Origin of the sequence: Nocardia huaxiensis (assembly GCF_013744875.1) — a bacterium.
GTDB lineage: Bacteria > Actinomycetota > Actinomycetes > Mycobacteriales > Mycobacteriaceae > Nocardia > Nocardia huaxiensis.
Genome location: NZ_CP059399.1, coordinates 4,238,213 through 4,251,339, shown reverse-complemented (window position 1 = coordinate 4,251,339; position 13,127 = coordinate 4,238,213). Strand labels below are relative to the sequence as shown.

Here is a 13,127-nt window from a genome sequence, read left to right as displayed (position 1 = left end):
GGATCACACTCGGCAAGGTACTGAATCACCATGCGCCCCTGGACTGTTCCCGTGCTCGCCACCAGCGTCGTGCTCAGTGCCACGGCGGTGCTCATCATCATCGCGCCGCACACGTCCGGGTGAGCGGCGGGCCGGCGCGGGTCAGCGGGCGGCGGCGAAGCGCTCCTCGTCCTCGAGGGTGATCTCGCCGAGCCCGATCCGGTTCTGCACGCGCCGCATCCACGCGGGCGCCCACCAGCAGCGCTCGCCCAGCAGTTTCATGACCGCCGGCACCAGCACCATGCGCAGAATGGTGGCGTCGATGATCAGGGCCGCGATCATGCCGTAGGCGATGTACTGCATCATGACCAGATCGGAGAAGGCGAACGCGCCGGTGACCACGAGCAGGATGAGGGCGGCCGCGGTGATGATGCGCCCGGTCTGCACCGTGCCGACCCGGATGGCCTCTTCGGTGCTCGCGCCGCGGGCGCGGGCTTCGACCATGCGGGACAACAGGAATACCTCGTAGTCGATGGACAGCCCGTACACGACGGCGATGATCACCACGAGCATCAGCACCTGCCCCGGTTGCGGGGTGAAGTTGAGCAGTTCCGCGCCGTGCCCCTCGACGAAGATCCAGGTCACGATGCCCAGCGTGGAGCCCAGCCCGAGGCCGCTCATGAGCGCGGCCTTGATCGGCAGCACCAGCGAGCCGAAGGTCAGGAACATGAGCAGCGTGCTGACCAGCAGCACCAGCGCGATCATGAACGGAATCCGCACCAGCAGCGCGTCGATGCTGTCCTTCTGCAGCGCGGGCACGCCGCCGACCAGCACCCGGGTGCCCTCCGGAAGATCCAGCGAGCGCAGGTAGTCGATGGTCTCGCCGGCATCGTTGATGTCGACGACGGTGGCCTTGGTGCGCCGCACATCCGGGTCGATGGTCGAACGCGCCGGGGCCTCGAACTTGCCGATCAGGCCGGGCGCGGCATTGGCCTGATCCCAGACCGAGCCGACGGCCTTGGAATCGCCGGTGATGATGACCAGTTCGATGGGGTCGGTCTTGCGCAGCGGGAAGTGCCGGTCGATCTGCGCCTGGGCGACGCGCACGGGATGGTCCGGCGGCAGGTACTTTTCGCTGTAGCCGCCGAAGACCAGGTTCTGCATGGGCAGGATGAGCAGGATCAGGCCGAGCGTCACCGGGACGGCGATGCGCAGCGGGTAGCGCATGACCAAGCGCACCACGCGGCCCAGGAAGCCGTTGTCCACCTCGGCGGCGGACTTGGGGCGGCGGAATCGCTTGAGCCCCAGCATGTCCACACGCGGGCCGAGCACGGCCAGCATGGCGGGCAGGATGGTGATGGCGGTGAGCGCGGCCATGGCGACGGTCGCCATCGCCCCGTAGGCAATGGATTTCAGGAAGCCCTGCGGGAACAGCAGCAGCCCGCCGAGGCTCGCGGCGATCATGGTGGCGGAGAAGACCACGGTGCGTCCGGCCGTCATCACCGAACGTCTGACGGCCGTGCGGGTGTCGTAGCCGGCGGCCACTTCCTCCCGGAAGCGGCTGACGATGAAGAGCCCGTAGTCGATGGCGAGGCCGAGCCCGATCATCGAAACCACCGGGGAGACGAAGGAATTCACCTCGGTGAAGTTGGTGACGAAGCGGACGATGCCGAAGGCGCCGAAAATGGTGAGCAGGCCGATGATCAGCGGCAGCGCGGCCGCGACGACGCCGCCGAAGATGAAGAACAGCAGCACCCCGACCAGTGGGATGGCCAGCAGTTCCATGCGGTGCAGGTCCTCGGCGACGGTGTCGTTGAGCGCGCCCGTGACCGGTTGCAAACCGCCGACCTGGACGTCCACGCCCGGAATGGCGAAGGCGTCCTTGATGGTTCGATAGTTGGCCTGCAGGGCGGCATCGCTGTTGCCGTTCAGGCCGACGGAGACGACGGCGCGCGTCTTGTCCTCGGTCGCCGCGAGTTTCGTCTTGGCCTGGCCCGGTTCGAGCGGCCAGTAGCCCGCGACGGCGCTGATCTGGTCGGTGTAGTTGTCGCGCACCGACTTCAGGCTGTCGACGACGGTGGCGCTGAATTCCGGATCGTCGACGGTTGTGCCGGAGGGTGCGGTGTACATGACGACCACGTCGCCCTCTTTGCCGCGCTCGAAGGTGGTGCCGACAATGCGGCCCGCCTCCGAGGATTCGGAGTTCGGGTCGAAGATGCCGCCGCCGCTGAGATGGCTGTCGAGGCCCAATCCGTAAGCGCCCAAACCCAGCAGGGCCGCCACCATCACGCCGATGACGGCGAATCGCAAGCGACTGACCAGGTCACCCCACCAGGCGAACATCAGATGACCTCCCGATCACTCCACGAAACTCCCAACCAAAGTACCGACGAGTAATGGATTGTGCCGCTGCGGCAGCCGTCACATCGAGGACGGCCGAGGTATCAATGCCCGGTCTCAGTCAGCGAAACCGACGGTCGCGGTAATGCCGCGATGGTCGGTGCCCGGAGTGTCCAGGACACCTGCGGCGGAGGTGGTCAGCCCGCGGGCGAGCAGGTGGTCGCGGCGGGCGATCGGAAAGGTCGAAGGCCAGGTCAGGCCGGGTCCGGAACCAGCGGCACGCTGGGTGTCGCGGTAGCCGGGGGCGAAGGCGGACCAGTGGCGGTCGGTGCTCGGGGTGTTGAAATCGCCTGCCACCAGGACGTGTTCGGCCGGGTCGGCGGTGAGTTCCCGGGACAGTTGGGCCAGGCCGTGATTGCGGGTGCTGGTGTCGCCGGGCCGGATCGAGGGCAGGTGCACGACGTAGACGACGAGTTCTCCGCGTGGCGTGGTGATGTGGGTGCGCAGGCCGCGTTCCCAGGGCAGGCCGACGTCGGCGACCGTGGTGTTCGAGGTGGGGTACCGGCTCCACAGGGCGACCGTGCCGACCACCTCGTTATAGGGGTAGGCGGCGTCCAGAACGTGTTCGACCGCCGCGCGATTGGTCCCGGCGAGCTCCTGCACCGCCACCACATCGGCCTCGGCGCCCGCCAGGACGCGGGCGGTGGCGATCGGAGAACCATTGTCCGCGAAGAGGTTCTGGGAGACGACGGTGATGCTGCCCGCTCCGGCCGGGGCGTGGGAGCGCGGGAGCGGAGCCCACCAGGAGCCGAAACTATAGGCCCACACCAGCAGTGGCAGCACGGCGGTGAGCGCGCCCAGCGGGCTGCGGCACAGGATGGCGAGCACGGCCAGCACGGGGATCAGCAGACCGAGCCATGGCGCGGCGGTGTCGGCCGCCACGCCGAGGCCGAAGACATCGGGGACGAGCTGGTGGCCGCCTATCGCTACGGCCAGAAGCACTGCGGCGGTGGCGAATACCCACGCTCTGTGCGACCTGGCCCGTGTCCGCCTCTCCCGGGGCACAGTTCGGGTCCCCGCTGTGAACGGCCGGCCGGTCATTGCGCCGGGCACAGTCGCCGCGGGGTGCTGTCGCCCTGTAACTGGGCGTCTACGCAGCCTCCGGGCAGGCCGTTGTGGTCGGTTGTGCCGAAATTCGCTGTCACGGTGAGGGTGCCGTCGCCGAAGACCGTGCGCTGCACCAGGTGATCGTCGGTGAGCCAGCGGTAGTCGGTCATGGGCAGGGCGCCGGCGGCCTCGTGGAGTGGGGCGAAGAACTGTTGCAGGCGGGCGATTTCCGGGCCGTGCGCGGTGAGGGTTTCGCGGTCGAGGACGAAGTTCAGCGGGGTGTTGTTCAGGATGGCGGTGAGGGCGCGCATCGTCTGCTGTTGCGGCAGTTTGTAGTACGAGAGTTCCCAGCGGTCCAGGTTGACGAGGGAGTCGTGCAGGGCGGTTTCGTAGAGCGGCACGCGGTAGACCGGGTCGAACATGGCGGTGGCCAGGTCGGCGGGCAGGTCCACGGGCTGGAAGTAGAGCTTCGGCGCACCGGCCGGGGAGTAGCCGCCCCAGGTTTGCCGGTCGCGCTGGAGCTTCCACAGCCGGTCCGAAATCGGGGTCTGCGCACCGTGATCGAAGGCGAGGGCGGGGGCGGCCCACGCACCGGCGGATTCGGAGCCGAGTACCTGCTCGCGGTCGTCGGCGAGCCAGCGCATGCGCTTCAGGCGGTTGTCGCGGTCCTGCCGCTGGGTCATGGGGTGTGCGGGGCTCTGGTCGTCGAAGAACTCCCCCGCCGCGTCCACGTCGAGGAAGTAGGTGTCGGCGCCGTTGGCGGTCATGCGCGCGTAGCGGTCCTGGTAGAGCCGCGGATTCTGTTCGAGGGCCTGGGAACTCAGGTAGCAGCCGCGGCCGCCGAAGCCGGTTTCGGGCGTGCCGTTCGCGTCGTGGACGCAGCCGTCGGGCCACAGACCGGGCCACTGCGACGACGGATTGTCGGCGATGGCCGGGTCCTGGGCGTTGGCCCACGAATCGTAGGGTCCCGCAAGGTATCCGGCGTCCTTGGCCGCCGCGACGGCTTCCGGTGTCATGGGGTGTTCGTCGGCGTCGTAGCCGAGCCACATGCGGGTCAGGCCGAGATCCCGCATCTGCCGGATGGTTTCGGGGTCGCGGCCGTCACCCCACAGGTAGGCGTGGAATGCGCCGAGCAGTCGGCCGTTCGCGGGGTTGCCCGCGATTTTGTCTCGGAGCGAACGGAATTCGCCGTGCTGAAGCAGCCAGTCACGGTAATCCTTGGCCGCCGCCACCGGGGAATCGTCGGTGAGCGCGAAAGTCACCGTGTACTCGCCGGTGTCGGCCTGCCGGGCGAAGGCGTGCGCGGCCTCGGCGCGCAGGCTGCCATTGTCCGAGCGCACGGTGAGGGTGCTGCCGATATCGGTGGGAACCAGGTAGCTCACGCCCCGGCCGTCCATCCGGTAGCCCCAGAACGGCATGGTCAGACCGGAGGTCAGGCTGAGCGGTTCGCCGACCAGACCGGTGCCGGGTCCGTTCCAGAAGGCGTCGCGCACCGGCAGTGACAGGCCCTCGCCGCGCGGGATCTGCAGGGACTTCGCCTGATCGGTACCGGTGACCGGCCAGACGAGGGTGCCGTCGCGGTCGCTGTGCACGCTGATCTCGAGGCGGCCGTCGCGGGCCGTGGCGGTGACGGTCAAGGCCCGGTCCGGGTACCTCCAGCGCGCGGAACCGCCGTCGAGGCCGACCGGCCCGGGCGCTCCGAGGCTGCCCTCGGCCGGTGCGGACAGCTCGAGGCGGTGCCCGCCGGAGTTGGCGGTGACCGCCAGCGTGGTGGTGTCGATCTGTGCGGCGCCGCCGCCAATGTCGATAACTACCTGGTTGCCATCAAGCCGCGGCATGGCCTTTCCGGCGCTGCTTCCGCAGGCCGCCAGGCCCGCCGCGGTGAGGCTCGCAATGAGGATCGCGGCGGGCACGCGATACGGTCTCCGACGTCTCATGCCCCTCACGGTGCTGGCCCCAGATGAGAGTCCGATGAGAACTCGCAGGTGACATCGATCCGTATGATCCGTGAGGTGCGTGTTCTGGTGGTCGACGACGAAGCCGCGGTGCGGGACGCCCTGGTGCGCGCCCTCGACAGCGAGGGCTACGAAACGCGTTCGGCGGGGGACGGCGCGAACGCGCTGAGCGAGGTAGCCCGGTGGCAGCCGGAGGTCGTGGTGCTGGATGTGGCCATGCCGTTCATGGATGGGCTGACCATGTGCCGGACGCTGCGGGGGCGGGGTGACCGCACGCCGATTCTCATGCTCACCGCCCGCGACGCGGTGGCCGATCGCATCGAGGGCTTGGATGCCGGGGCCGACGACTATCTGGTGAAACCCTTCGATCTCGACGAATTGCTCGCGCGGGTACGGGCTTTGGTGCGCCGCACCTACCCGGAGGACGGCGCGGTGCTGTCGGCCGCCGATCTCGTGATGGACACCACCGCGCACACCGTCCGTCGTGGCGGTCGTGAGATCGAGCTCAGCAGAACCGAATTCGCGCTGCTGGAGGTGCTGTTGCGCAATGCCGGACAGTCGCTGCCGCGCGAGACGCTCATCGACCGGGTGTGGGGCCGCCAGTCCTCGAACGCCCTGGAGGTCTATATCCGCTACCTGCGCCGCAAGATCGAATCCGAGGGCGAGCCGCCGCTCATCCACACCGTTCGGGGCGTCGGCTACCGGCTGGGACCGTCATGAGCCGATCCCGCCGCCTCGGCCTGCGCGGTCGCATAGCCGTGTTCTTCGTCCTCGCCATGACCTTGGCCGTGGCGGGCATGGCCGCGGCCGCGTACGCGGTGGTCGGGCACGAATTGAACGCGGCGCTCGATTTGAATCTGCGCCGCCAGGCCACCCGCATCGAACGGCAGTATCCCGCCGAACCGGATGTGGCGGCCATCTCCGGCCCCTGTGAATATCTCTCCGCGCCGGGCTGTGTGCAGGTGGTGGCCGCCGACGGCCGGATCGAATCGGAGAATCTGCCCGGCCAGATCCTGCCGGTCACCGCCGAAACCCGCTCCGTGGCAGCGGGTTCCGCCGACGCCTACTTCAGCGATATCGAACTGGCCGGCTACCCGATGCGCATGTACACCGCTCCCCTGCGCCCCGGCAGCGCGGTGCAGGTGGCGCAGCGTTCCGACCCCGTGGACACCAGCCTGCGCCGCGTCGGCCTCGCTGTCCTCGTCACCGCCCTCGCCGGAACACTGCTGGCGGCCGTGATCGGCATTGTCCTGGCCCGTCGCGCTCTCGCCCCGGTGGTCACGCTCACCCGGGCCGCCGAACGCGTGGCCCGCACCCGCGACCCGCGCGCCCACATCGCCGTGACCGGCGCCGATGAACTGTCCCGCCTGGCCACGAGTGTCAACACCATGCTGGACGAACTCGATGCCGCCCTCACCGCCGAACGCGATTCCCGTGCCGCACAACAACGTCTGATCGCCGACGCCTCCCACGAGCTGCGCACCCCGCTGACCGCCCTGCGCACCAATATCGACCTGCTGCGCCGCGCGACCCGTCTGTCTCCCAGCCAACTCGACGACACCGCCGCCGCCCTGCGCGTCCAAGCCGAGGAACTCCAGGGCCTGGTCACCGACCTCATCGACCTCGCCCGCGCCGACGACCCGACCGCCCCGCGCGAAACCCTGGAAGATCTCCGCCTCGACACCCTGGTGGCCGACCGCCTCGACGCCGCCCGAAGGCACTGTCCCGCAATAACCTTCGACGCCACCCTCGACCCCGTCACCGTCCAGGCCGCCCCCGCCCGCCTCGCCCGCGCCGTCACCAACCTCCTCGACAACGCCGCCAAGTTCAGCCCGCCCGCCGCGACCGTCCATGTCCGAGTGCACGATCACCACCTCACGGTCGCCGACGAAGGCCCCGGCATCGCCCCCGAAGACCTTCCCCACCTCTTCGACCGCTTCTACCGCTCCCCCACCGCCCGCACCACCCCCGGCCACGGCCTCGGCCTGGCGATCGTGGCACAGGTAGCCGAATTGCACGGCGCGCGAATAACAGTCGACTCCGAACCCGGCCGCGGATCCGTCTTCCGGCTCACCTTCCCGGAATGACCTCTACGTCGGTTCCCGACCGCAGGTTGCGGGGCCGACCGCGCATCGGAGCGCCGCGCAGCGCGCGGAGCAGGGTGCGGGCCAATCCCAGGTAGCCGGTGAGCGCCGGGGTGGAAAATGCCAGGGACAGCACGGTTTTGGTGCACGGCGGCGGCAGGGGGCGGTTGGCGAAGCGGGCGGCCAGCCAGTTCTCCAGCAGGGGCGCGGCGAGGATGCCGAGGCTGATGTGGCCGCCGGCGATGTCGCGGACGTAGTGGACGTGGGTTCCGGCGGCGCGGTAGCGGTCGATGAGGCGGTCCACATTGCCGGTGGAGATGATCAGGTCGTGGACGGCCTGCACGGTGAGGACGGGGAACGCGGGTGGGTTGTCGCCGGGCTGCAGGTCGGTGAGCACGGCGCGCACGTGCGGGAGGGTGCGCAGGGCGGCGAGCGCCTCACCTTTGTGATCGTCGATGCGGGATCGGCCGCTGCGCAACAGGATCGGGACCGTGGTGCTGGTTTCGGCGCGATCGAGCAGCGCCAGGGAGGGTGCGTCCAGGTGCTCGCGCAGGGCGCGATTCAGGTCCGGGTAGGCGCGGCGCAGCCCCGCCAGGCACAGCGTGGCCAGGCCGCCGAAGTGAGATCCGTTGAGGCGGAAGAAGGTTGCCTCCAGGTCACCGACCGGTGAGCCCGCGGCGGCCGCGATGATGTTCAGGTCGGGTGCGTAGGAGGCGGCGGTCTCGGCCGCCCACACGGTGGCCAGCCCGCCGCCCGAGTAACCCCACAGAGCCACCGGCGTTTCGCGCGGCAGGCCGAGCAGGGCCAGGGTGGCGCGCAGGCCGTCGAGGGTGCGGTAGCCGGGCTCGCGGGGCGTGCCGAAACGGCCCGCGGTGCCGACGTGATCGGGCACGGAGATGGCCCAGCCGCGCTCGAGCGCCTTGGCGATGAGCAGCAGTTCGTACTGCGGGACCGCCCCGAACGCGTGGGCGCCACGCCGGAAAGCGTAGGAGGGCAGGCAGTTCGAGGCCACGGCGTCGATGGCGCACTGGTAGGAGACGACCGGCCGGGGTGCGGCCGGATCCGCGCCCCAGGGCAGCAGCACGGTGGTGACGGCGGCCTCGGGTTCGCCGTCCATATCGGTGGTGCGGAACAGCAACTGCCAGGCCGTGATTCGCTGGGGCACCACCCCCAGCAGCGCGAGTTCCACCGGGCGCGAGCGCAGGATCACCCCCGGCTTCCGGCCCGCCAGTCCCCGGGGCGGCCGATAGAACGGATCGTCCTCCGGGCGCAGTGGCCCGGTGGGTGCGGGATCGATCTCCGGTGACAGTTCACCGGCTGGATGCGCGCTCATGCCAACCCCTTTCGCGACGAACAACGGCTATCCGACGGCTGATCGAGCGGCGGCCTCCGTATAGGCGGTCACGACGAACCGCAGTTCACTGCGGCGGGCCACCGCGAGTTTCCGGTACACCTTGGTGAGGTGCTGTTCCACCGTGCTGGTGGTGATGGCCAGTTCGGCGGCGATCTCGCGATTGCGTTTGCCGTGTGCGGCCAGTTCCGCGACCCGGCGCTCGGCCGGGCTCAAGGTGTCCAAACTATTGGGTATCAGGCGAACTCGTGCGGGCGCTGCGGGCAGCGGCGCGGTCCGGTCGACCCGCAGGCGGCGCAACAGTTGTTCCGCGCCACAGGTTTCCGCGAGCCGACTCGCCTCGCGCAGCAGCGGCCGCGCCTTGTCCGCGTCACCGATTCCGCGGTAGGCCCGGCCCAGATCGGTGAGGGCGGCGGCCAATTCGAAATCGCTGTGCCCCGCCCGCGCGACGGCGACGGCCCGGCGCAACAGCATGACGCGGCGGTGCGGATCGCTGGTGGCGGCGAGCAGCCGCAGCGACACCCCGCCGGTGTGGTGGCGATCCGCCCCGCCCACCATGTCCAGGTGCATGGTGGCGAACTCCTGGGCCTGCCGCTGATGCCCCGCGGCCAGGAACGCCGCCGCCATGTCATTGCGCCACGGCACCAGCCAGGCGAAGTCCATGTTCCACTGGCGCATGAGGTTTCCGCACTGCCGGAAGTGCCGCAGCGCCTCCTCGGGCCGCCCGGTGGCCAGACAGTGCTCGCCGTGCGCGCTGAGATAGGCCAGGGCGAACCGGGATTCGAACATGGCGCGGGGCACCGGCCGGCGCAGCTGCGCGGCAGCCTCGCTGTGTTTGCCCTGCGCGGTGAGCGCCCGCACCAGCACCGCGATCGGGCGGCCCGCCCACACGCCGAGATTGTCGGCGGGGATGAGGTTCAGCGCCAGCACGGCGCACTCGGCGGCCTCGGTGAGATTGCCCTTGCGCAAGAGTGTTTCGGCCCGCGCCGCCGCGAAGATGGCGCGCCAGGTGGGTGCGCTGCGCGCCTGGGCCTCGGCCAGCAGGGAGGCGCACCAGGCGTCGGCGGTGTCGAGCCGATCGGTGTGGATGAGGCAGTCCACCGCGGCCACCAGGGTCTCGCAGGTGCCGAAGGTCAGCCGGTGCCCGGCCAGAATGCGCTGGGCCGCGGCGGCGATGGCCTCGGGCGGCTGCTGCGTGGTCAGCGCGTCGAGCAGCGCGCCGGCCTGCCGATGCGGTGAATGCCGTTCCGACGGCACATAATCCGGATCCGGTGGGGTGCACAGCCGGCGGTGCCGTTCGGCGTGCGAGGGATGGGTGTAGCGCAGCCACGCGCACAGGAAATCGATCCGGGCGTCGAGGGCGGGCGCCCCTTCGAGGCCGCGATCCAGCCGTCCCAGTGCGTGATCGGCGTGCAGCGCGTACCCGTGCCACAGCATGTGCAGCGCGGTCGCGGGTAGCTCCGAGTACGGCACCCGCCCGGTGCGCAGGGCCGCCTTGAGCCGCCCGAAGTTCCGGGTCCGGGTGGAGGGGTTGATCCGCCACTCGACCGAGACCAGCCGGGTGGCGATGGCGGCCCGCTCCCCCACCCGCCGGCTGGCCCGGTACGCCAGTTCCAGACACTGTGCGGCCCGGTCCAGTTCATCCTCACCGAGGGCCGATTCGGCGGCGTCCAGCAGCACGTGGGCCGCCCAGGACCCGCGCACGTCCCCGGCCTCGAGCAGATGGTCGGCCACCTCGACCGGCGGAGTCCCGATGCGGTGCAACAGTTCCGCCGCCCGCCCCTGCAGTTCCCGGTACTCCTCGGCGGGTACGTCGCGCAGAATCCGCGCCGCCATGCCCGGGTAGGCGACCCGCAGCTGCTGCACCACTCCCACCGCCGCCAATTCGGTGACGGCCTCGTGTATTTCGTCGTCGTCCACGTCGAGGAGCCCGGCCGCCAGCTCGACGCTGGCGGCGCCCCCCAGCACCGCCAGTGCGCGGGCCGTGCGCAGCAGGGAGTTGTCCCGGCCGCGCAGTACCTCCGCTCGTGCCTCGTCCTCGTCGGCCGGTCGCGTCCCGCGCACGGGGCGCGCACCGCCGACGATCGATATGTGTTTTCGGTCCCGAGCGACCGGCCGCTGCATTCTCGGCGTCCCTTTCCTCGAACGGCTGAGCCCGACTGAGGGGGCACGGAGAACTTGCTGTGCTGGCGGCATCATTGCAGCGGGTGGACGCCGCGTGGCGTCCGGATCAGCCGGGTCACAGGGTTTTCCAGCGGCCGCCGGCGTACGCCCACACCAGCCGACGGCGACCGTCCGGTTGAAATACCTTACACTCCAATATGTTTGACTCGCACGGCAGCGGCGGCACCGGATAGCTCCAGGGGCCGCGGCCGATAGATCAGACTGGCCGCGGAACCGTCGTCGGCGCCCACGAACACCACGGCTTCCGCCTGCTCCAGCAGGCCCTCGGCGGCAGCGCTGAGATACGCGAACACCGGGGCCGCGCTGTACGGGTCGCCCACCGCCGGATCCACGCCCGCCACCGCGACGGACGGCACCCCGAGCCGGTAGGCCAGCCGTTCCCGGAAGCCGGGGACCGGCGCGGGCGCGAGCAGCACCGCCCGCCCGGTGGCGAAATCGTTGCTGCCGATGCCCGCCTCGGCGAGCGCGGACCGCACCACCCGTTCGGCCGCTTCGAGCGGCTCACCCGAACCGGTGCGCACGGTGAGCGCATTGCGCCCGTCGGTGCCCGCCGCCGTCAGGTCGGCCCATCCGGTGGGCTGGGCCGTGTCGGTGCTGCCGAGGGTGTGCAGGCCGCCGAAACCGCCGGTTTCCGTCGATGCCCGCAGCAGCAGAGCCGCCCCGGTGGCCGTGTAGGGGAAGTCCTCCCGGTCGCGCTGCATGGACGGATGGGTGTCGCCCGCCAGAATCAGGGCGTACTCCAAATCCCCTGCGGTGATGAAGGATTGCGCGGCGGTGAGCGCCTGCAGCACTCCGGTGCCGCCGTTGAGCAGGTCGAAGGAGAAGGCCGGCAGGACCCCGGTCCGGTACTCCAGGCCCACTTCCAGTCGTTTCTGCAGCAGTGCCGCGACGGCCGGTTCGGCGATATTGCTGTCCCGGTACACCCCGGCATTGATCACCAGCCCGATCCGATCGGGCGTGACGCCGGCCTGTTCGAGTGCGCTGCGCCCGGCGCGGGCGGCCAGCTCGAAGTAGCTGCCGGTGTCGGCGTCGGTGCTGACGGCCGCGGAAACGATTGCGGTGCTCATACTGTCAGGCCTCCAATCGGGTGACGGTCGCGGCGAGGTGCCCGGAAACGACGCCGGATGCCTCGGGGATCAGCAGCACCTTGGAGCCCTTCGGGATCTTCTGCTGCGCCAGGCTTTCGTGCAGCACCAGGAAATGCGAGGTCGAGGCGGTATTGCCGAATTCGTCGTACACATTGAGCTGCTGCGGCATCGGGGTGTTGAAATGCCGTTCGGTGAGCTGGCTGATGTAGTCGATGGCCGGGCCGCTGAACTGGTGGTGCACCCAGTAGTCGTACTTCTCGCTCTCCCAGGTGCGCCCGTGCTCCGACAGGTAGTCGGCCATGCGCGAAATCCCCTGCAGGAAGCGGGATTCGCTGGCCAGCGCCCGGTTGTCGGTGTACATGGCGATGCCGGTGGTCTTCTCGCTCGGCATGCCGATGCAGTGTTCGGCGCCGGCCGAGGTGGTCATGAGCTCGATGTAGTGGATCTCGTCATTGTCGTCGCCCTTGTCGTCGACGATGACGGCCACCGCCGCGTCGCCGACGGTGAGCGCCGCGAACTGGGGGTCGTAGGGCTGGCTGATCTCCCGCGTGGCGGTTTCGGCGATGGGCGTGATCTGCTCGCCGCTGACCACCAGCCCGCGCCGCACGACCCCGGCCTTGATGAGGCGGTCCAGCACCAGCACGCCGGTGATCATGCCGGCGCAGGCATTGGAGAGATCGAAGTGCAGCGCCTTGTCCGCGCCGATGGCATTGCGCAGCGTCAGCGCGAAAGACGGTGCGTAACTGTACTGTCCGGCGTCGCGGAAGCGTGTGATGGACACCGAGATGATGGCGTCCATATCTTCGGCGCGGTAGTCGGAATGCGCGAGGCAGTCGTCGATCGCCTTCCGCGCGAGTTCGAACGACGATTCATAGTTTTCCGGATCGGAATTGTAGACGCGCCGATTCTTGATTCCGGTGATGCGCTCGAGATCCAATGCTCTCGGCACCGAAAGGCTGTCGATCACGTCGTCGGTGGAGCGGACGGTTTCGGGTGTGTATGCACCGATCGATTCGAAACGTGTACGCATGGCCCCCTA

General features: G+C 69.6%; 9 protein-coding genes. 2 read left to right on the top strand and 7 right to left on the bottom strand.

The features are described from left to right. Positions 1–141: 141 nt before the first annotated feature. From H0264_RS19150 to H0264_RS19140, 3 genes are all read right to left on the bottom strand, one after another. On the bottom strand, positions 142–2,322 hold the full coding sequence (locus H0264_RS19150; protein WP_181578804.1) for an MMPL family transporter: 2,181 nt from the start codon (positions 2,320–2,322) through the stop codon (positions 142–144). A gap of 114 nt (positions 2,323–2,436) precedes the next feature. Next, the gene (locus tag H0264_RS19145; RefSeq protein ID WP_181578803.1) at positions 2,437–3,321 is read right to left on the bottom strand and encodes an endonuclease/exonuclease/phosphatase family protein; all 885 of its coding nucleotides are present in this window, start codon (positions 3,319–3,321) and stop codon (positions 2,437–2,439) included. A gap of 95 nt (positions 3,322–3,416) precedes the next feature. Further along, on the bottom strand, positions 3,417–5,363 hold the full coding sequence (locus H0264_RS19140; protein ID WP_181578802.1) for a glycoside hydrolase: 1,947 nt from the start codon (positions 5,361–5,363) through the stop codon (positions 3,417–3,419). Positions 5,364–5,438: 75 nt separating this feature from the next. Between H0264_RS19140 and H0264_RS19135 the strand changes: the two genes are divergently transcribed. Both H0264_RS19135 and H0264_RS19130 read left to right on the top strand, forming a co-directional pair. After that, positions 5,439–6,101 (top strand): response regulator transcription factor, encoded by a 663-nt coding sequence (locus tag H0264_RS19135; RefSeq protein ID WP_244975874.1) that lies wholly within the window; start codon positions 5,439–5,441, stop codon positions 6,099–6,101. Beyond that, positions 6,098–7,468 carry a HAMP domain-containing sensor histidine kinase gene (locus H0264_RS19130; RefSeq protein WP_181578801.1) on the top strand — a complete coding sequence of 457 codons (1,371 nt, stop codon included), beginning with the start codon at positions 6,098–6,100 and terminating at the stop codon, positions 7,466–7,468. Before H0264_RS19135 ends, H0264_RS19130 begins: the two co-directional genes overlap by 4 nt. Here H0264_RS19130 and H0264_RS19125 read toward each other — a convergent pair. The 4 genes from H0264_RS19125 to H0264_RS19110 form a co-directional block, all read right to left on the bottom strand. Then, positions 7,452–8,798, bottom strand: coding sequence for a lipase family protein (locus H0264_RS19125; protein ID WP_181578800.1), 1,347 nt, complete (start codon positions 8,796–8,798; stop codon positions 7,452–7,454). The two genes, H0264_RS19130 and H0264_RS19125, sit on opposite strands and share 17 nt — an antisense overlap. A gap of 27 nt (positions 8,799–8,825) precedes the next feature. Further along, complete coding sequence (locus H0264_RS19120) at positions 8,826–10,880, bottom strand: helix-turn-helix transcriptional regulator (protein ID WP_181578799.1); 2,055 nt, start codon at positions 10,878–10,880, stop codon at positions 8,826–8,828. Between the two features lie 245 nt (positions 10,881–11,125). Next, a complete protein-coding gene (locus H0264_RS19115; RefSeq protein ID WP_181578798.1) occupies positions 11,126–12,067 on the bottom strand; it encodes a beta-ketoacyl-[acyl-carrier-protein] synthase family protein in 942 nt (313 codons plus the stop codon). 4 nt (positions 12,068–12,071) lie between these two features. Then, positions 12,072–13,118, bottom strand: coding sequence for a 3-oxoacyl-ACP synthase III family protein (locus H0264_RS19110; RefSeq protein WP_181578797.1), 1,047 nt, complete (start codon positions 13,116–13,118; stop codon positions 12,072–12,074). Between the last annotated feature and the right edge of the window lie 9 nt (positions 13,119–13,127).